This window comes from Hymenobacter oligotrophus (genome assembly GCF_003574965.1).
Classification (GTDB): domain Bacteria; phylum Bacteroidota; class Bacteroidia; order Cytophagales; family Hymenobacteraceae; genus Solirubrum; species Solirubrum oligotrophum.
Window position 1 is genome coordinate 3396238 of sequence record NZ_CP032317.1, and the last position, 19447, is coordinate 3415684.

20 protein-coding genes are annotated in these 19447 nt (G+C 61.5%); 12 read left to right on the forward strand and 8 right to left on the reverse strand.

What is annotated here, in order from left to right:
• Positions 1-17: 17 nt before the first annotated feature.
• On the reverse strand, positions 18-407 hold the full coding sequence (locus tag D3Y59_RS14570; RefSeq protein WP_119446497.1) for a winged helix-turn-helix transcriptional regulator: 390 nt from the start codon (positions 405-407) through the stop codon (positions 18-20).
• Positions 408-572: 165 nt separating this feature from the next.
• Between D3Y59_RS14570 and D3Y59_RS14575 the strand changes: the two genes are divergently transcribed.
• The 4 genes from D3Y59_RS14575 to D3Y59_RS14590 all read left to right on the forward strand — a co-directional run bounded on the left by D3Y59_RS14575 (position 573) and on the right by D3Y59_RS14590 (position 3366).
• On the forward strand, positions 573-1499 hold the full coding sequence (locus tag D3Y59_RS14575; protein ID WP_119445706.1) for an SDR family NAD(P)-dependent oxidoreductase: 927 nt from the start codon (positions 573-575) through the stop codon (positions 1497-1499).
• A gap of 102 nt (positions 1500-1601) precedes the next feature.
• Positions 1602-2024, forward strand: a complete 423-nt coding sequence (locus D3Y59_RS14580) for a hypothetical protein (RefSeq protein ID WP_162910811.1) — start codon at positions 1602-1604, stop codon at positions 2022-2024.
• Positions 2025-2206: 182 nt separating this feature from the next.
• Positions 2207-2611: an alternative ribosome rescue aminoacyl-tRNA hydrolase ArfB gene (gene arfB / locus D3Y59_RS14585; protein WP_119445708.1), complete on the forward strand. Its 405-nt coding sequence runs from the start codon at positions 2207-2209 to the stop codon at positions 2609-2611.
• 137 nt (positions 2612-2748) lie between these two features.
• Positions 2749-3366, forward strand: a complete 618-nt coding sequence (locus D3Y59_RS14590) for a GNAT family N-acetyltransferase (protein WP_119445709.1) — start codon at positions 2749-2751, stop codon at positions 3364-3366.
• 24 nt (positions 3367-3390) lie between these two features.
• Here the strand turns inward: D3Y59_RS14590 and D3Y59_RS14595 are convergent, their stop codons facing one another.
• Entirely contained in the window at positions 3391-4110 is a 720-nt protein-coding gene (locus D3Y59_RS14595; RefSeq protein WP_119445710.1) for a hypothetical protein, read from the reverse strand.
• Between the two features lie 19 nt (positions 4111-4129).
• Positions 4130-5515 carry a magnesium transporter gene (mgtE, locus tag D3Y59_RS14600; protein ID WP_119445711.1) on the reverse strand — a complete coding sequence of 462 codons (1386 nt, stop codon included), beginning with the start codon at positions 5513-5515 and terminating at the stop codon, positions 4130-4132.
• Between the two features lie 411 nt (positions 5516-5926).
• Between mgtE and D3Y59_RS14605 the strand changes: the two genes are divergently transcribed.
• The 4 genes from D3Y59_RS14605 (at position 5927) to D3Y59_RS14620 (ending at position 10392) form a co-directional block, all read left to right on the forward strand.
• A complete protein-coding gene (locus D3Y59_RS14605) occupies positions 5927-6748 on the forward strand; it encodes a cyanophycinase (protein ID WP_119445712.1) in 822 nt (273 codons plus the stop codon).
• A 178-nt stretch (positions 6749-6926) separates the two neighbouring features.
• Positions 6927-8177, forward strand: a complete 1251-nt coding sequence (locus D3Y59_RS14610) for an OmpP1/FadL family transporter (protein WP_119445713.1) — start codon at positions 6927-6929, stop codon at positions 8175-8177.
• Between the two features lie 24 nt (positions 8178-8201).
• Positions 8202-9647, forward strand: a complete 1446-nt coding sequence (locus D3Y59_RS14615) for an SGNH/GDSL hydrolase family protein (protein ID WP_119445714.1) — start codon at positions 8202-8204, stop codon at positions 9645-9647.
• Between the two features lie 259 nt (positions 9648-9906).
• Positions 9907-10392: a lipocalin family protein gene (locus tag D3Y59_RS14620; protein ID WP_119445715.1), complete on the forward strand. Its 486-nt coding sequence runs from the start codon at positions 9907-9909 to the stop codon at positions 10390-10392.
• An 87-nt stretch (positions 10393-10479) separates the two neighbouring features.
• Here D3Y59_RS14620 and D3Y59_RS14625 read toward each other — a convergent pair whose 3' ends face one another.
• The gene (locus D3Y59_RS14625; RefSeq protein WP_119446498.1) at positions 10480-11484 is read right to left on the reverse strand and encodes a YpdA family putative bacillithiol disulfide reductase; all 1005 of its coding nucleotides are present in this window, start codon (positions 11482-11484) and stop codon (positions 10480-10482) included.
• Between the two features lie 165 nt (positions 11485-11649).
• On the opposite strand from D3Y59_RS14625, the gene D3Y59_RS14630 reads away from it, so the two are divergent.
• Both D3Y59_RS14630 and D3Y59_RS14635 read left to right on the forward strand, forming a co-directional pair.
• Positions 11650-12123, forward strand: coding sequence for a hypothetical protein (locus D3Y59_RS14630; protein WP_119445716.1), 474 nt, complete (start codon positions 11650-11652; stop codon positions 12121-12123).
• A 152-nt stretch (positions 12124-12275) separates the two neighbouring features.
• Entirely contained in the window at positions 12276-12731 is a 456-nt protein-coding gene (locus D3Y59_RS14635) for a hypothetical protein (protein WP_162910812.1), read from the forward strand.
• A gap of 97 nt (positions 12732-12828) precedes the next feature.
• Here D3Y59_RS14635 and polA read toward each other — a convergent pair whose 3' ends face one another.
• Positions 12829-15699: a DNA polymerase I gene (gene polA / locus D3Y59_RS14640; protein ID WP_119445718.1), complete on the reverse strand. Its 2871-nt coding sequence runs from the start codon at positions 15697-15699 to the stop codon at positions 12829-12831.
• 301 nt (positions 15700-16000) lie between these two features.
• Here polA and D3Y59_RS14645 point away from each other — a divergent pair, with 301 nt between their 5' ends.
• Together D3Y59_RS14645 and D3Y59_RS14650 are read left to right on the forward strand one after the other, a co-directional pair.
• Positions 16001-16633: a 3'-5' exonuclease family protein gene (locus tag D3Y59_RS14645; RefSeq protein WP_119445719.1), complete on the forward strand. Its 633-nt coding sequence runs from the start codon at positions 16001-16003 to the stop codon at positions 16631-16633.
• Positions 16634-16680: 47 nt separating this feature from the next.
• The gene (locus tag D3Y59_RS14650; protein WP_240410384.1) at positions 16681-17322 is read left to right on the forward strand and encodes a DUF1684 domain-containing protein; all 642 of its coding nucleotides are present in this window, start codon (positions 16681-16683) and stop codon (positions 17320-17322) included.
• Between the two features lie 108 nt (positions 17323-17430).
• On the opposite strand, the gene D3Y59_RS14655 is transcribed toward D3Y59_RS14650, so the two are convergent.
• From D3Y59_RS14655 to D3Y59_RS14665, 3 genes are all read right to left on the reverse strand, one after another.
• Positions 17431-18246 carry a TPM domain-containing protein gene (locus tag D3Y59_RS14655; RefSeq protein WP_119445721.1) on the reverse strand — a complete coding sequence of 272 codons (816 nt, stop codon included), beginning with the start codon at positions 18244-18246 and terminating at the stop codon, positions 17431-17433.
• The gene (locus D3Y59_RS14660; protein WP_119445722.1) at positions 18243-18701 is read right to left on the reverse strand and encodes a TPM domain-containing protein; all 459 of its coding nucleotides are present in this window, start codon (positions 18699-18701) and stop codon (positions 18243-18245) included. The genes D3Y59_RS14655 and D3Y59_RS14660 overlap by 4 nt, the downstream gene beginning before the upstream one ends.
• A 93-nt stretch (positions 18702-18794) precedes the next feature.
• Positions 18795-19376: a LemA family protein gene (locus D3Y59_RS14665; protein WP_119445723.1), complete on the reverse strand. Its 582-nt coding sequence runs from the start codon at positions 19374-19376 to the stop codon at positions 18795-18797.
• Positions 19377-19447 lie beyond the last annotated feature (71 nt).

Genomic DNA, 19447 nt, shown 5'->3' on the forward strand with positions numbered 1-19447 from the left:
TAGCAACGCCGAAAAGCCTAGGTGGCCAGGGCCTGCTCGCGCTGCAGGTAGCTTTGGCCCCAGCCAATCAACGCCTCAAACAGGGGCTGCACGCGGCGCCCGTGCTCGGTCAGGTGGTATTCTACTTTGGGCGGCACTTGCTGGTACACCGTCCGCTGCACCACGGCATCGAGCTCCAACTCGCGCAATTCCTGAATCAGCATCTTTTCGGTGATTTCGGGCATCAGGCGCTTCAGCTCGCCGTAGCGGCGCGGGCCCTCGAGCAAGTACGATAAAATGAGCAGCTTCCATTTGCCGCCCAGCACGTTGAGGGTGGTGCGCACCGGGCAAAAGGCGTTGGGCGGCGGGGCCGTGCGGCAGGTTTTCCACTCGGTTTCGGCTTGCTGCTGCTTCGTGAGTTTGTCCATGACGAAATAAATTAGCTGATAATCAGCATAACTACCCAAAAGGTAGGTAGCATACTTTTTGGTGGGTACTTGCTTAAACCAAAGGTAAGGGGCGTCCTTTGAACCGCCAACGCGGCCCAGGTGGCCGGCGTGGCAGTTCGCGTTCAACCCACACGTTTCTTTGTTATGCAAAAGCACATTGTAGTAACCGGTGCCACCGGCAACATTGGCAGCCGCCTGGCCCACGAGTTGTTGCGCCGCGGCCACCGCGTAACGGCCGTAGCCCGCTCGGCCGCCCACCTCGAGGCACTGCGCCAGGCCGGCGCCGAGGTGCGACCCGGCCAACTCAGCGACGTTGCCTTCCTGAGCGAGGTATTGCGCTCGGCCGACGCGGCTTTTCTGATGCTGCCGCCCAACGTAACCGCCCCCGACAACCTGGCTTACCAAGACGACCTAGGGCAAGCCGTGACCGAGGCCGTGCGCGCCGCGGGCCTGCCGCAGGCCGTAAACCTGAGCAGCATTGCCGCCGATTTGCCCGCCGGTACCGGGCCCATTGTGGGCGTACACCGGCAGGAGCAACGCCTCAACGCCATCGAGGGGCTGCGCGTGGTGCACCTGCGCCCGGCTTATTTCATGGAAAACTTTTTGCCCAACATCGGCCTGATACTGGGCATGGGCATCAACGGCTCGGCCACGCGGCCCGAGGTGGCGTTTCCGATGATTGCCACGCAGGACATTGCCGACCGCGCCGCTGCGTTGCTCGATGGGCCGGAGTTGCCCGCCGGCCACACGGCGCAATTGCTGCTGGGGCCGCGCAACTACTCCATGCAGGAAGCCACCGCCCTGCTGGGCGCCGCCGTGGGCCGCCCCGAACTCCCCTACGTGCCGTTTTCGTACGAGCAAGCCCGGCAGGGCATGGTGGGCGCGGGCCTATCGGAGTCGATGGCCGATTTGTACATCGAGATGACCCAAACACTCAACGCCGAAAAAGCCATGGTGCACGAGGTGCGCACCCCCGACAACACCACGCCCACCACGCTCGAGCAGTTTGCCCAGCAGGTGTTTGCGCCGGCTTACCAAGCTGCCGCTGGCGCCGCCCAGCCAGTGGCCTAAGCCAGCCAGTAAGGTGAGCCCCCAGCAAAGCCCCCGCCGGCAATCCGCCGGCGGGGGCTTTTTGTTAAGGCTTGCGTATGCATCAGCAAAATGCCCGCGCCCATGCCCGATAAACTGCTTCTGCTCCTCAACTTTGCCTTGGCGGCTTACCTTACCGGCGTCATCTGGACGGTGCAGCTGGTGCACTACCCGGGTTTTGCGCTGGTGCCGGCCGATGCCTTTCGGGCCTACCACCAAGCGCACCTAGGGCGTATGGGTTGGGTGGTAATGGCGCCTATGGTGGCCGAGCTGCTGCTCGCCGCGTGGTGGGCGTGGGCAGCGCGCTCGGCCGTGGGCTGGAGCAGCCTGGGGCTGGTGGTGTTTGTGTGGGCCGTTACGTTCTTCGTGTCGGTGCCGCTGCACAACCGCCTTGCCACCGACGGCGGCAGCTACGTGGCCGTATACGCCCTGGTGCGCACCAACTGGCTTCGTACTTTGGCCTGGAGCATCCGCTTGGGCCTGCTGGGTTGGGCTTTGGTTAAATAAGAAATGAAAAAGGGCGAAGGCTGAACCAGGCGCGTGGTTGGCCTGGTGGCCCAAGCAAGGCTTAAGTTGGGCGGCCGCTCAAGCGCGTGTTTACGGTGCAATGCGCAGTTGGTAAGCCCTAACGCCCGGCCGTGCGTACACCCAATTCAGCGTTCATAATTCTTAATTCAGCATTAAAAACAATGCTTCCTCCGCCCGATGCTTTTTTGCCCGAACTTCAGTTCCAAACGGCCCGCAGCAGCGGGCCAGGCGGGCAAAACGTGAACAAGGTCGAAACCAAAGTGGAGCTGCGCTTTCAGCCCCAGGCCTCGGCCTTGCTTACGGAGGAGCAAAAGCTACGCGTGCTCGAAAAGCTGGCTTCGCGCCTCACGGCCGACGGCGTGCTCATCATTACGGCGCAGGAGTCGCGCAGCCAGCAGCGCAATAAGGAGTTGGCCGTGCAAAAGTTCTACGAGTTGCTGCAGCGCAGCCTGCACCAGCCCAAAGCCCGCAAAGCCACCAAGCCCGGCGCGGGGGCAGTGCGCAAGCGGCTCGAGGGCAAGCGGCGGCAATCGGAGAAGAAAGCCAACCGCCGCGCCGACTACTAAAGCTGTTGCCGCTTGTGGCCCGCACGGGCCTTGCTGCCGCCGCGTTGCCTTGCCCATACCGCGCCCGGCATCGGAAAACGCGTAGCCGGAAGCCCTTTAACCTAGATTCGGCTTAACCACCGTTGCTCCCCTGATTTATGGACGCCGCCCCAACCCGCACGCCGCTGTTCGGCTCGTACGCCGTAGCCGAAGTAGGCCCCGACGAATGGAGCGCCTTTGCCGGCCAGCACTTCGAGCGCGTGTTTCCGCACGAAATTAACCTGCCGCTCGACGGCGCCCTCGGCCCCGATGAGCAGGATAAGCTGGCCCGCCTGCGCCGCAACATGGCCGGTAGCCTGCAGTTGTATTTCATTCTGTACGACGGCGAAACGCCCGTTGGCTGGCATTTTGGTTTGCAGCGCAACGAGTTGGAGTACCATATGGCCAACACCGCCGTATTGCCCGAACACCAGGGCCGCGGGGTGTACTCGGCGTTTCTGCAGTTTGCCAAGGCGCGCATCTTCGCCGAGGGGTTTCAGTACATCACCAGCCTGCACCGGGCCGATAACAACGCCGTGCTGGTGCCCAAGCTCAAGGCCGGGTTCCAGATTCAGGCTTTCGGCTACCTGATTCAGCCCATGTTGTTCGAGGTCAACTACGGCCCCATGATTCAGCTGATTTGCCCGGCCAAGGAGCTGTACCGCAAGCTGTTCGACGCGCAAGCCGGTACCCGCGCGCTGGCCCAAGAACTGGCGCCGCAGCTGGGGGCGCTGTAAGCCCCCCGTGTGCGCACTCGGGGGCTAATTCAGATCGAGGCCAAACAGGATGCCCACCCAAGGCTTGTGCTGGTACAGCCAATGGCGGCCATCGGGGCCAAACAGGTGGTCGGCACCTAGGGCCAGGCCAATGTTGAACACGCGCGCATCGTAAATAAAAGCCGCGCCCGCGTGGGCCACCATGCCCTCGTACTCGGCCACGCGCGCCTGCTGGTTGGTTACATCGGGGTTGATGACCGCGGCGCCCAACCCGGCAAACACCCCGTAGCCAAAGCCTAGGTCGCGCACGGCAGGCGGCCGGCCGGGGCGCCCGCTTGGGGAGTGTAGGTGGTAAAAATCGAGGCGCCGGCCTAGGTACAAGGCCGCGTTGAACTGGGTATTCAGCTGCACGGGCAGCGGCCCGCGCGCCGGCCGAATCTTGAAAGGCAGCGTGAACACGTCCACATCGAAGCGGCGGGCCAGCACGGTGGTGTGCTGGCCGGGCGGCAGGGCCACGGCTTGGGCGTTCGGGGCGTCTTCGGAGGAGGCGAGCAGCAGCGTGTCGGCGGCCTGGTGCAGGTAGGCGGGCCGATGGCGCTGGGCTTGCAAAGCGGGCACAGTGCTGTGTAGCACGCGGTAGCGGCCGTCGGGTAGGGTATCTATTTTGCCCACCACGGCGCAGCCGCTCAGCAGCGCGGCCAAAGCGCCAACCACCAGGGTCAGGCAGCAGGGGCGGCGCCCGGCCGGGTATTGCTTCGGAGCCATAGCGAGGCGGGTTGTGGGCTTACAGCAGCGTACCGCTCAAAATGGCCGATGCCAACGAGAAGTAAATAATCAGCCCGGTTACATCGACCAAGGTAGCCACAAACGGCGCCGACGAGGTGGCCGGGTCGAGGCCCAGGCGCTTGAGCAGCAGCGGCAACATGGAGCCGGCCAGCGTACCCCACAGCACAATGCCCATCAGCGAGAGGGCCACGGTGGCGCCCACCAGCCTCCAGTACGGGCCGTATTCCTGAAACATGGTGGCCCACACGGCAATGCGCAGAAAACCCACCAGCCCCAGAATGGCGCCCAAAATCAGGCCCGAAAGCACCTCACGGCGCATAATCAGCCACCAGTCCGACAGGCTGATTTCGCCCAGCGACAAGGCCCGGATTACCAGCGTTACGGCCTGCGAGCCGGAGTTGCCGCCCGAGCTGATGATGAGCGGCACAAACGAAGCCAGCACCACGGCCCGCTGAATTTCGTCTTCGAAGTGGTGCATGGCCGAGGCCGTGAGCATTTCGCCCAGCAGCAGCAGCACCAGCCAACCGGCACGCTTTTTCACCATTTGGCCCACAGAGGTGGCCAAGTAGGGCTCGTCGAGGGCCTCGGAGCCACCCAATTTCTGGATATCCTCGGTGTCTTCTTCTTCCCGAATGGCCAGGATATCGTCGATGGTAACGATGCCGAACAGCACGCCCTCTTCGTTGACGACGGGCAGGGCGGTGCGGTCGTTTTTGCGGAACACCTCAATGGCTTCTTCCTGGTCCTGCATGGCTTGCAGGCGCACAAAGCGGCGGTCCATCAGCTCGTGTACGCGCTGGGTGGGTTGCGCAAACAGGAATTCCCGGATGCGGATGTCGTCGATGAGCACGCCGCGCTCGTCGACCACAAACACCACGCTTACGGTTTCGGAGCCGCGGCCGTGCTCGCGCACGTACTCAAACACGTGCTCCACCGTCCAGTCCTCGCGCACGGCAATGTAGTCGGGCGTCATCAGGCGGCCCACCGAATACTCGGGGTAGCCCAGCAGCTCCAGCGTAATGCGGCGCTCTTTTTCCGACAGTGTCTGAATCAGCTCGCGCACCAAATCGTCGGGCAAAAACTCGAGCAGCGCCGTGCGGTCGTCGGGCGACATCTCGTTCAGGATGTCGGCAATCTTTTCTTGCGAAAGGCTTTCCAGGAAGTGGCGCTGCACCTCCAAATCCAGGAACTCGAACACCTCGGTGGCGTGCTTCAGCGGCAGCAACCGGAAGATGATAAGCTGTTCCCGTTCTTCCTGCGCCTCAATCAGGTCTACCAGTTCCGGCGTGTCCAAACTTCGGAGCAGCTTTTTAAGCCGTAAAAACTCCCGCTGTTCAAGCAGGTCCGGAATTTGTTCGAGGGCCAGTTGCTGTTCGGTAGTCATGACGTGGCGGCAAAAAAGGTGTTTCGCTAGGCAAAACGGGGTTTGGTGAAAGGGCGCGCAAAAGTACCCGAAGGGGCGCAAAAATCCTCTCCCGAAACGGTTCTGCTTACAAGAAAATTTCGCGGCCCACAGCCAGTGGCCCCAAGCCAGCTGAGGTGGCCGTGCAAAGCAAAGCTTGATGCTGACTATCAATATTTTGCTGCGGATACCTAGGGGCGGGTTGCAAGTGCGAAGCAGCTAGGCCCTAGGTGCCTATGGGTTGCGCCTGGGCCGGCAGCACGGGGCAGCCAGTGCAAACCGTATTGCAGAGCACCGCGGCGCTTAAAAGTGTATTTCGTAGCTTTTTCGGCGGGGCTACGTAGCAGAGCCCTGGTGCCTTGGTGCGCCTGCGCCCTTTTTTGCCCATCCGTTATGCCCAATCCTACGATTCCGCGCGGTACGCTTATCGCCCTAGGTGGTGGCGACGACGATCCGCTGCTGGCCCTCGTCAGCGAGCTAGTGCCCACGCCCGATACCCCGGTGGAGGTAATTACCACGGCCGTACCGCGCTACCCCGTGCGCACGGGCAAAGCCTACGTGCAGGCGCTCAACGAAATGGGCTGCACCAACGTGCGCCATTTGCGCATCGATGCCAAGCACTCGGCCGCCAACCCCGCCACGCTGCGCCGCCTCGAGCGGGCAGGGGCGGTGTTCTTCACCGGCGGCGACCAGGAAAACATCACCGATTATTGGCTTGATACCCCGGCCGTGGAGCTGCTGTGCGAACGGTACCACACCGACCCCAACTTCATCGTGTCGGGCACCAGCGCGGGAGCTTCCGTAATGCCGGCGTACATGATTGTATCGGGCTACGGCTACCGCTCGCTTACCAAGGGCGGCATCGAAATGGCCCGCGGCTTGGGGCTGATTTCGTACGTGTACATCGACCAGCACTTTGTGGAGCGCGGGCGCTTCAACCGCCTCTCGCACGCCGTACTTAAGCACCCCACCACCCTGGGCATTGGTTTGGCCGAGCAAACGGGCATCGTCATTCGGCAAGGCCGCGAAATGGAAGTGTTCGGCGACGGCGTGGTAACCATCATCGACGGCAACGAAGTGCGCCACGACAACCTAGGGCGCGTGGGACGTGGCGAGGCCGTAGGCGGCCAAAACCTGCGCGTGCACTTAATGGTGGCCGGCCAGCGCCTCGATTTGCGCACGCGCCGCGTGCTGGAGTTGGCTGCCGAAGGCTAGTGGCGCTAGCGGCGGCGTAGCCAACAATACGCGCGGCGTACCGCGCGCCTTTTCACTAGTTGAATAATCCTTCTAATATTGGCTTCGGATGCGTCGCAATAGTAGGCATGCCGCATTGTAGGATGCCCGCAACCGCATACATTTAGCTCCCACAACCCTTTTTCCCTTTTCTTTGGGTATGAACCTAAAACATCTACTATTTGCCGGCGGAGCCCTGCTGGGCGCCACGGCCGCGCAGGCGGGCGGGTTCCAGCTCACGCTGGCCGGGCAGAAAAACAACGGCATGGGTGGCGTAGGCACGGGCCTGGCCCTCGATCAGGCCGCCATGTTCTACAACCCCGGTGCGCTGGCGATGGTGCGCGAGCGGGGCGTGCAAATCGGCGTAAATGCTACACTGGCGCGGCAGGCGTTTCGGGCGCAGTACGGCGGAACCGAACGCCAGCTCGACAACACCGTGAGCACCCCGTTTAACTTTTACGCGGGTTTTGGGCCAACCGAAGGCAAATGGAAAGCGGGCATCGGCGTGTACACGCCCTTCGGCTCGCGCCTCGACTACAACGACAACTGGGAAGGTCGCACGTCGCTCACCAGCATTGATCTAAAATCGATTTTTGTGCAGCCCACCGTTAGCTACGCCCTCACCGACCAGCTAAGCGTTGGGGCCGGCCTGGTGGTGTTTGCTGCCGGCTCGGTTAACCTGCAGCGCGACATCCAAGACCCCGCCCAGGGCAGCATTGAGCTCGATGGCAAGGCCGACACCAAGTTTGGCTGGAACGCGGGCGTGTACTTTAAGCCCTCGGATAAATTTAGCCTCGGCATCAGCCACCGCTCCAAAATGGACGCCGTGGTTAGCGGCGGCGACGTGATTATTTCGGGCGTAAACGCCTCGTTAGCCAACCGCTTCGCCGCCCGCAAGTTCGACGTTACGTTGCCGCTGCCGGCTACCACCACCATCGGCTTCGGCCTGATGCCTACCGAAAAGCTAACTCTGGGCTTCGACGTGAACTACGCCACCTGGAGCCGCTACCAGGAGCTGGTATTTACGTTTGATGCTCCCATCAACGGCCAGACGGTTTCCCGCTCGCGCCGCGAATACCAGGACGCCCTCACGTTCCGCCTCGGCGGCCAGTACCAAGTTACCGACGCCCTAACCGTGCGCTTGGGTGGTGCCTTCGACGAAACGCCCGTGAAAGACGGCTTTGTAACGCCCGAAACCCCCGACAACGACCGCCTGACGGCTACCGCCGGCGTGAGCTACAAGTTTGGCGAACGGTTCGGCATCGATGTATCGGCCCAGTACGTGAACATTGCCAAGCGCAGCCAAACCCAGGAAGACCTGCTGAACAACGGCGTGGCCAACGACCGCGTGGCTGGTACTTACAAAACCGTTGCCGTAGTGCCGGGCTTTGGCCTGAACTACAACTTCTAATCACTTGCATTGCCACTCCTCACCATGTATACGTTTCTGAAAAAAGGAGCTCCGGCGCTGGCTTTGCTAGGCTTGGCGCTCGGCAGCTGCCAGCCCGAGCTGGAAGAACCCAAGGCAAGTGCCGGTTCGGCTGATTTCTCCCGCTACATCGCGGTTGGTAACTCGCTGACGGCCGGCTTTATGGACGGCGGCCTCTACCGCGAAGGCCAGGCCAGCTCGTACCCGGCCCTGCTGGCCCAGCAGTTCAGCCGTGTGGGCGGGGGCGCGTTTACGCAGCCGCTGTTTACCGAGGCTCAGGCCAACGGCTCGGGCTACCTGCGCCTGGCGGGCTTTACGGCGCAAGGCTCGCCCATTACGGCGCCCGTTGTTACCAGCCTGGCCATTCGGGGCTTTGCCGGCAACGACCCCACCAAGCCCCTCTACACCAAATTCACCGAGCCCGTTAACAACCTGGGCGTGCCCGGCATTCGCATGTCGGACATTACCACGGCGGGCTACGGCAGCACCCAGGGCAACCCGTACTTCGAGCGTATTACGCCCGATGCTTCGGGCACCCAAACTTACCTGCAGCGCATCAGCGCTTCCAACCCCACGTTCTTCACGTTCTGGCTCGGCAACAACGACGTGCTTGGCTTTGCCACGGCGGGCGGTGCGGCCAACAGCATTACGGCGCGCACTACCTTCACCAACAATGCCAACAGCGCCATCGACGCCCTCACGGCCAACGGCGCCAAGGGCGTGGTGGCCCTGATTCCGGACGTAGCCAACATTCCGTTCTTTACCACGGTAGGCCCGGCCTTCCGCAGCACGTTGGCGCAGGCCAATGTGCCTTCGGCCGCTCCGTTTGTGTACACCACCGGCACGCTGGCGCCCGGCCAGCCCAACACCCGCGTAAGCACCACCGTGGCCAGCATCCGCGACGCGGCCGGCACCGGCAACCTGCTGCTTACGCTCACGGCCTCGCCTTACCTAGGGCTCTACGGCCAGCCCAGCGGCAAGTACTGGCGCGATTTTTACCAGCAGGCGCGGCCCTCGTTGCCGGCCACCATCCCGAACCTGGCCACGTTCCTGTTGGTGATGCAAATCGACACGTTGCGCCCCTTCGGCCAAACCACGCAAAACCCCTTCCCGAGCACGCTGGTGCTTGATGCTACGGAGCAAACCACCGTGCGCACCGCTACCACCAACTTCAATGCCGACCTGACGGCCAAGGCTACCGCCAAGGACCTGGCTATTTTCGATGCCAACAGTTTCTTCAACGGTGTGGCCGCGAATGGCTACGCCACGAATGGGCAGATAAATTCGGCTAGCTTTATTTCGGGCAACCTGTTTTCGCTCGACGGCGTGCACCCCACGCCGCGTGGCTACGCCGTGGTGGCCAACGAAATGATCCGCGTGATCAATCAGAAGTACGGCTCGACGATTCCGTTTGTAGATGCCAACGCCTACCGCGGCGTGCGTTTCCCCTAGGTCGCCGCGTTTCCTGCTTTGCAAAACGGCTCCTTCCGATGGCGGAAGGAGCCGTTTTTTTATGCCTTGGGGCCAGGGAAACAGTTGCAAAAACCTTGCGGCGGGCACATGACTATGTGATGCACCGCCCTAAAATTTTCTTACGAGCAAGGTGCAGTGGCGCGGCACATAGCACAATCGTGTCTGGTTAAAATTCTGTTTGAGCTGGTTGGCGGGTGTAGAATTGCATCATCATTCACGACCACACAAACCAACTGCTATGAAAACCCTGCGCTTCCCCCTGTACCTGGCCCTAGGTGCCGCCGCCCTGCTCTCCTCCTGCAAGAAGGACAAAGACAAAGACGAGGTAAAGCCCAAAACCAAAACCGAGCTGCTGACCGACAAAAGCTGGATGATGACGGCCCAAACCATTACCCCGGGCCTGCGCACCTCCTCGGGCGAGGTAGTCACGGATTTGTATGCCCAAATGGACGCCTGCGACCAAGACGACCTGCTGCAGTTTGCCAAACCCGATGGCTATACCCTGAACGAAGGTGCCACCAAGTGTAACCCCAACGGCCCGCAGTCCTACCCCGGTACGTGGTCGTTCGGCAGCAACGAGAGCACCCTCACGCTGAAGCTGGGCAACCAGGACCCCAACACCTACACCGTGCAGGAAATCAGCGACAACACCATGCGCCTAACCGAAAGCGGTACCTCGGGCGGTACTTCGTACACCATCACGTACACGTTCAGCAAGCGCTAAACGCCGCCTTGCGTACGGCGCTCAACGGCAACGGCCGCTGCCCTAGGTGGGGCAGCGGCCGTTGCGGCTTAGGGTAGGCACAAGCACCTAGGGCAGCGGCGCGGCAGGGTGCAGTTGGCCGGCCAGGTGGCGGGCAATTACCTGCGCGTGGTGGCGGCCGTTCTCGATAAACCAACGGCTGGTGTTGAGGCCGCCGCATACGGTGCCGGCCAAGTACACGCCGGGGCGGTTTGTCTCGAAGGTTTCTTCGTGGTGGGTGGGCGTGCAGGCGGCATCGGGTTGGGTGCTTACACCTAGGGCTTCGAGCAGCGCGTAATCGGGGCGGTAGCCGGTGAGGGCGTACACAAAGTCGGCCTGCAAGGTACGCGGGCCTTCGGGCGTCAGCACATCCACCTCGCCGGGCCTGATGGCCTGCACCGTGGTGTTGTAGTGGCAGCCAATGCGGCCCTCGGCAATGCGGTTAAGCAAATCGGGCCGCAGCCAGTACTTCACCGAGGGCGATATTTCGGTGCCGCGCACCACCAAAGTGGCTTGTGCCCCCGAGCGGTTGAGCGCCAGGGCAGCTTTGGCCGCCGAGTTTTTGGCCCCGATTACCACTACGCGCTGCCCGGCGTGGGCGTAGGGCTCTTTGTAGTAATAGCTTACGTGCGGCAAATCGGCGCCGGGCACGCTCAGGCGGTTGGGCACATCGAAAAAGCCGGTGGCCACAATTACGCGGCTGGCCTGCAGCTCGCCGCGTTCGGTGTGTAGGCTGAAGTTGCCGGCTTGGCCCTCGAGGCGCAGCACGCGCTCGTAAAGGCGCAAAGCAAGGCGCTCGGTCTCGGCCACGCGGCGGTAGTAGTCGAGGGCTTCTTCGCGCAGGGGCTTATAGTTGCCCGTCACGAAGGGATGGCCGCCAATTTCGAGCAGCTCGGGCGTCGAAAAGAACTCCATGTTGGTGGGGTAGCCCACCACCGAGTTCACGAGGGCGCCTTTGTCGACCACGCAGGTGCGCAAACCTAGGCGCTGGGTTTCGATGGCGCAGGCCAGGCCCACAGGGCCCGCGCCCACCACCACCACATCGAAGCGGCCAGCAGCAACAGTGTTTTCCATAAGCGAATTGCATACAGCGGCACCGGGAAAGATGTTCGGTTGCGGCACGGCTTTTTCGCGGGCCAAAGCGCAGCCGCCTGCCCGCAATAGTTGAGCTTACAGTGCTTTAACAGCCCTCGATAACGCTTATACTTGTAGGCGTTTAACTGGCCTCACCCGTTGCATATGAAAAAAGCTCGACTCCTTTATTACTCCACGTTGCTGGTTGCTGGTTGCACCTTCACGGCTTGCGAAGACGACGCGGAGCTACCCAATAAAACCGACTTGCTTACCGGCAAGGACTGGAAGATGACTGCCGCCTCGGTAACGCCCGGCATCCCCGACGGCAACGGCGGCACCATTCGCGACGTGTACGCCCGCTACCCCTCGTGCCGCCAAGACGATTTGCTGCGCTTCGAAACCCCCAGCACGCTCAAAGAACTCAGCGGCCCCTCGATGTGCACCGGCGACGTGGCCAGCAAAACCGGCACGTGGTCGTTCAGCAGCGACCAAAAGCAGCTGTATCTGGTGCGCCAAGGCAAATCAACCACCGACGATTTCTCGGTTGATGAGCTAACCAGCTCGTCGATGCGGCTAAAAACCACCGAGCGCAGCAACGGTGTGGATTACACCTTTACCTACACCTACGCCAAGCAGTAGGCCCCCAACCGCTGCCAACTCCGGGCTACCTAGGCAGCCCGGAGTTTTTAATGCCGAGCTTTAGATAGCAGGCAAAACCGGTGGAGGGGTTGGCATAACTGTTGAGCTTGGCTGGCGCCTACCAAAGCCTTTACCACATCTTTTTTTATTGGATGAAAACGATACCGCTGTTTGGCGCCTTGGCGCTTGGTTTGGCACTTGTGGCCTGCAAAAAAGAAGACGAGAAACCCAAGTCGAAGACGGAGCTGCTCACCGCCAAAAACTGGCGCATCACCGCCGACAAACGCACCTCCGTCACCAACGGCCAAACCACCACAACGGACGCGTACGCCTCGTACCCCGATTGCACGAAGGACGATTTCTACAAGTATTCAACCGAGTACAAAGTCGATATGAATGCCGGTGCCACCAAGTGCTCGGCCACTCAGGCGCAAAGCACGGTTGCCAACTGGAATTTTAGCTCGGACGAAACCCGGCTGGTAATTACGGACCCGCGCTCGGGCCTGAGCATTAACTCCGAAGTGCTGGAGCTGAGCGCAACCACCCTTCGGCTTAAGAACACCCAAAGCGGAGGCAGTTCGCAGGAGCTAACCTTCGCTGCTTTCTAGGCCGGTTGCAGCAAACCCTCTTCAGAAAACACCGCAGCGCCGCCGTTTGCCCAGGCAAACGGCGGCGCTGCGGTTGGTGCCCTAGGTTCGGCGGGCGTTAGTGCGCCTGCAGCCAGTTGGTGCCGGTACCAATTTCTACCTCCAAGGGCACTTGCATGGGCAGGGCGTCCACCATCAGGCGCTTGATGTGGGGCTGAATAAACGCCACTTCTTCCTTGGGCGCATCGAACACCAATTCGTCGTGCACTTGCAGAATCATGCGCGTGCCGAGTTTTTCCTGCTCAATCCAATCGTTGATGTGGATCATGGCCACCTTGATGATGTCGGCCGCGGTGCCCTGAATGGGCGCGTTGATGGCGTTGCGCTCGGTGTAGCCGCGCAGCGTGGCGTTGCGCGAGTTGATGTCGCGCAGGTAGCGGCGCCGACCTAGGAGGGTTTCGGCGTATTCCAGGTCGCGGGCTTTCTGAATGCTGGCGTCCATGTACTGTTTCACGGCCGGAAATTCCTCGAAGTAGGCTTCAATCAGGTCCTGCGCTTCTTTGCGCGGAATGCTCAGGCGCTGTGCCAAACCAAAGGCCGAAATGCCGTAGATGATGCCGAAGTTGGCCGTTTTGGCTTTGCGGCGCATGTCCGAATCAACCTGATCGAGCGACACCTTAAAGATTTTGCTCGCCGTGCTGGTGTGGATGTCGATGCCTTGGCGGAACGACTCGATCATGGTCGGGTCCTGCGAGAACGAGGCCATGATGCGCAACTCGATTTGCGAGTAGTCGGCCGCCACCAGAACGTGGTCTTTATCGCGCGGCACAAAAGCGCGGCGGATTTCGCGGCCTTTCTCCGTCCGAATCGGAATGTTTTGCAGGTTGGGGTTGGTGCTGCTCAAGCGCCCCGTGGCCGTTACGGCCTGGTTGAAGGAAGTATGGATGCGGCCGTCCATTTCGCACACCAGCTGCGGCAGCGCATCCACGTACGTGCTCTTGAGCTTGGTAAGCTGGCGGTGCTCCAAAATAAGCGCCGCAATGGGGTGGTCGGCGGCTAGCACGCTCAGTACCTCTTCGCCGGTGGCGTACTGGCCGGTTTTGGTTTTCTTGGGCTTGCCGCCGATCTGCAGCTTATCAAACAACACCTCGCCCAGCTGCTTGGGCGAGCCAATGTTGAACGGCTCGCCGGCCACCTTAAAAATTTGGTCTTCTACCTCCTGAATGTAGCCTTGCAGTTGGCCCGAGTAGTCGGCCAGGGCCGAGGCATCGATGCGCACGCCCTCGTACTCCACGTTGGCCAGTACGCGCACCAGCGGGTTTTCCACGTCGGTGAGCAAAGGCAATAGGCCTTGCTCGCGCAGCTTGGGCTCGAACACGTGCTTGAGTTGCAGCGTCACGTCGGCATCTTCGCAGGCATAGTCTTTTACCTCGGCCGGCGGTACATCGGCCATGGTTTTCTGGTTTTTGCCCTTCGGGCCGATGAGCTCCAGAATGCTAATAGGCGTGTAGTGCAGGTAGGTTTCGGCCAGCACATCCATGCCGTGGCGCATATCGGGCTCGAGCAGGTAGTGGGCCAGCATGGTATCGAACAAGGGCCCGCGCACCGTCACCTGGTAGTGCTTCAGAATCAGCAAGTCGTACTTGATGTTCTGGCCCACCTTGGTGATGTGCTCGGCGTCGAAAAACGGCCGGAACTCATCCACGATTTGCTGCGCGGCGTCCAGGTCGTCGGCGGGCACGGGCACGTAGTAAGCCTCGCCCTGGCGCCAGCAAAACGACATGCCCACCATGCGCGCCGTCATGGTGTCGAGGCCGGTGGTTTCGGTGTCGAAGCTGACTTCCTTTTGCTTCAGCAGAAACTGCAGCAGGCTGCGGCGGGCCCCGGGCGTATCCACGAGGTGGTAGGAGTGGGCCACGTCGTCGAGGGTGCGGCGGGCCCCTAGGTGCGCAGGTTCGTCGAGGTCGATTTCGTCACTGTCGGCGCCTTCGGCCACGCGCTTCAGTAGCTCGGCGTCGGGCGCGTCGAACAGGCCGGGCGCGGCAGTAACCTTGGGTCGGCGGGCGCCGCGCGTGCCGCCGGTGGTTACGCCCCCGCCCGCGCCGGCGTTGCCCAAAATGCGCGCCGCCAATTGCCGGAACTCCAGCTCATCAAACAACGACGACAGCGCCTGCTCGTTGGGGCGCTCCACCACCAGCTCCTCGGCGCTGAACTCGATGGGCACGGAGGTATGAATGGTGGCCAACTCCTTCGACATGAGGCCCTGCTGCGCGTAAGTTTCCACGTTTTCGCGCTGCTTGCCCTTCAGCTTATCGGAGTTGGCAATCAGGTTCTCGACCGAGCCGAACTGCTGAATCAGGGATTTGGCAGTTTTCTCGCCGATGCCCGGAATGCCGGGGATGTTGTCGACGGCGTCGCCCTGCAGACCTAGGATATCGATAACCTGCTCCACGCGCTCCACGCCGAATTTCTCCTTTACCCGCTCCACGTCGAGCACCTCGGCGGCGTTGCCCATAAACGCCGGGCGATACTGCTTGATGCGCTCCGTCACGAGCTGGCAGTAGTCCTTATCGGGCGTCATCATGAACACCTCGAAGCCTTCCTTTTCGGCTTTGCAGGCCAGGGTGCCAATCACGTCGTCGGCCTCGTAGCCATCCATAATCAGGATGGGAATGCGGAAGGCCTGAATGATTTGCTTGATGTACGGAATGGCCACGCCAATATCCTCGGGCATGGCCTGGCGGTGGGCTTTGTAGTCGGCAAACGACTCGTGGCGAAAGGTTTTCTTGGCCGCGTCGAAGGCTACGCCGATGTGCGTGGGCTTTTCCTTCTGCAGCACCTCCACCAAGGTGTTGGTAAAGCCCAAAATGGCGCCGGTATTCAGGCCTTTGGAGTTGATGCGCGGGTTTTTGCTGAACGCGAAGTGTGAGCGGTAAATCAGCGCAAAGGCATCGAGCAGGAAGAGTTTCTTGGGAGCGGCGTCGGTCATGGTGCGAAACTAAGCAAGAAGCAAGCGGCACAACAGGCAAAGCAGCGACTACTTTGGCGTAGCTTGCGGAGCCGGTTTGGCTTGGCAAATAAGCATTAGAACAGGTGTACGTGCTTTGCGGCCCTAGGTGTGTGTAGGACAGGGGCCGAAACACCAGGGGCAAAGCATAACAAACGGCCAGCCTAATTAGTAAACGCATTTACCTACACGCCGAACCGAAGTTGTGGTAAGCAGGTTTACTAACGACTGGTCATCGTTAAACACCAACGCGCAAACAGGTAGCCACGTAAGCCAAAGCCCTATGCGCTACGTTTCTCTCGACCTCGAAACCACTGGCGGCGACCCGCAACGGCACCAGATATTGGAGCTGGCCGCAGTGATTGAAGACACCAAGCGCGTGCGCCCGCTGCCCGAGTTGCCCGCTTTCCGGCGGGTGGTGCGCCACCCCGAGTACGTGGGCACGGCCGGCGCGCTGGCCCTGAACGCGCGCCTCTTGGAGGAGTTGGCCCGCAAAGGCCCCAACGCCGAGCTATGCACGCCCGACGAGCTGGTGCCGCAGCTGCAAAGCTTCTTGCTCGAGCATGGCTTCAGGCCCGAGCCAAACGGCCGTGTGGTAATCACGCTGGCCGGCAAAAACATTGCTTCCTTCGATTTGCCTTTTTTGAAGCAATTGCCGGGCTGGGGCCAGTTGGTGCGCGCCGAGCCAGCCACCCTCGACCCGGCCGCTTTTTACCTGAACTGGCGCAAAGACACGCGGCTGCCCACCATGAGCATTTGCAAGGCCCGCGCGAAGTTCGACGACCATACCGTGGCGCACGAAGCCGTGGCCGATGCCTTGGACGTGATTCGGCTGCTGCGGCCTTTCTACGAGCTGCCCGTGTACAAGCAAGTGGGCGAGGAGCCCGCCAAAGCATCCGACACGGCCGAAGAGTAGCCCTAGGTGCCAACCCGCTAAGCCCAAGCAAGCAGCTACCTTGCGGCATGAATACCCGTGTTTTTCTGGGCGCTTTGATGTGGGCAGCCCTAGGTGCTTTGCCGACCGTGGCCCAACAGCAGCCCGCTGCTAGCGGTAAGCTCACGGCTGCCGCGCACGCGCAAGCTGTGGCAGCGCATCAGCAAGAGCTTAATGCCGAGTACCGCGACTCCACCCGCTCGCCGTTGCCGGCGGCGCAGCGGCGCGCGTTTTCGGGGCTGCCTTTTTACCCCATCGAGTACGGCTACTGCGTGCAGGCCCGGCTGGTGCGCGACTCTACCTCGGCGCCTTTTGCCATGCCCACCAGCACCATGCGCCGGCCCTTGTACCGCAAGTTTGGCGAGCTGCACTTTACGCTGCGGGGCAAAGCCATGCGCCTGAACGTGTACCAAAGCCTCGACCTGCTCAAGCAGCCCGGCTACGAGGATTACTTGTTCGTGCCCTTTACCGACCTCACCAACGGCCACGGTTCGTACGGCGGTGGCCGCTACCTCGATGTGCGCATTCCCAAGGGCAACAGCGTGTGGCTCGATTTCAACCGGGCCTACAATCCGTATTGCGCCTACAGCCCCAATTACTCGTGTCCCGTGCCGCCGCGCGAAAACCACCTGCCCGTGGCCGTAAAAGCGGGCGTGCAGAGCGACCATTAAACTTCGCATCAGGCCCTGGGTGCCGAAAGGCTTGGGCGCAAAAAAGAGCCCGGCAGCGCGTGCTGCCGGGCTCTTTTCCTGTACGGTAAGCATATACCGCGAGAAGCGTTACCAGTCGCCGGAGGCACCGCCGCCGCCCGAGGAGCCGCCGCCAAAGCCGCCGAAACCGCCGCCCCCGCCGCCGCCAAAACCACCGCCGCCGAAGCCGCCGCCAAACCCGCCTCCGCCGCCGATGATGACGGGCGGAAAAAAGCCGCCGCCCCAACCGCGACTGCGCCGATAACCGCCTCCGCCGCCCCCGCCGCCGCGGCTGCGCAGCAGAAAGAGCAGCACCATCACGCCGATAATCACCCAAAACAGCCAGCCCGAACCGCTGCTGTCGGAGTAGTCGGCGGTGGGGCGGGGCTCGGCTTGGTATTCGCCGCCGGCCAGGGCAATCAGGCGGTCCACGGCGCCGTCGAGGCCGTCGTAATAGCGCTCGGCTTTAAAAGCGGGCACAATCACGTTGCTGATGATGCGCTTGGCCAGGGCGTCGGGCACGGCCCCTTCGAGGCCGTAGCCCGTCCGGATGGTAACTTTGCGCTCCTGCTGCGCTACCAGAATCAGCAGGCCGTTGTTTTTCTGTGCCTGCCCAATGCCCCAGCTTTCAAACAGCTTTTGGCCGTAATCAGCTATTTCGGCACCCTCCAGGCTGGGTACCGTTACAATGGCAAACTGCGAGGAAGTGGTATCGTTGTAGTTGAGCAGCTTTTGCTCCAAGGCTTGCTCCTCGGCGGGCGAGAGCAGGCCGGCCAAGTCGTTTACAAGCCGGGGCGGCGTGGGCCGAGTGGGAATATTTTGCCCCAGGGCCGCCGTGGCCAGCAACAGGCAAAGCAGCAACCCGTAGGTGCGCAGCCAAGCCTTAGAAAGCACATGGATGGTCATGAGCGCGGAGGTTTCGGAGGGCCGCCGAACGAAATGGAGTTGTCCAGCTCGTTTTGATCGGTGGCCGCGTTGTGCGGAAAGTAATGGCGCAGTTGCTCGCCGGCCAGCTGAATGCCTTGCTCGAGGCCTTGCACGTATTGCTGTCGCCGGAAATAGCTCAGCACCACTTCTTTTGTACGCTCCCAGAAGTCGTCGGGCACGGCCGCGTTGATGCCGGCGTCGCCGATAACGGCAAACTGCCGCGAGGCCCACGCCACGTAAAACAGCACGCCGTTGCGCTGGGCCGTGCGGTGCATGCCCAGCTGCCCAAATACCTGCGCGGCGCGGTCCATGGGCTCGGGCGTGGGGCATTCCTCTTCGAGGTGCACCCGAATTTCGCCCGACGTAGCCAGCTCGGCCTTGCGGATGGCCTCGACGAGCGCCGCCTCTTGTTGCGGCGTGATGGGAGAGTACATAGTGGGGTTGGTTGTCAGTTGGAAGTTGTCAGCTGTCGGGACGAAGCAGCCACAAGGACCACCAACCGACAACTGACAACTGACAACTTGTAATTACTCGAAGTTTACCGTCGGGGCTTTTTGCGCGGCAGCGTCGGCCTCGAAGTAGGGCTTGGCCTGGAACCCGAACACGCCCGCGAACAGGTTGTTGGGGAAGGAGCGGATGTACGTGTTGTACTGGTTGGTAGCGTCGTTAAACTTCTGCCGCTCCACGTTGATGCGGTTTTCGGTGCCCTCAATCTGCGCCTGCAACTCCTGAAAGTTGGCGTTGGCTTTCAGATCGGGGTAGTTTTCGGCCACGGCCAGTAACCTACCTAGGCCCGCGCTCAGTTGCCCCTGGGCCTCCTGAAACTGCTTGAGGTTTTCGGGCGTGAGCTGATCGGCCCGCAGTTGTACACTGGTGGCTTTGGCGCGTGCCTCCACCACTTGCGTGAGGGTTTGCTGCTCGAACTTGGCGGCGCCCTTCACGGTGTTCACCAGGTTCGGAATCAGGTCGGCGCGGCGCTGGTAGCTGTTTTGCACGTTGGCCCACTGGCCTTGCACTTTCTGATCGAGCTCGACCATGGTGTTGTAGCCGCACGACGACTGCGAAAGCAGCACCACCAAGCCAGCGAAGTAAAGAAGTAGGCGTTTCATTGTGAGTGTGTAGGAGAGAAGTGAGGTAATAGTTCAGTCGAACGAAGCAGCGCGGCCGCGGTTGTATGGCC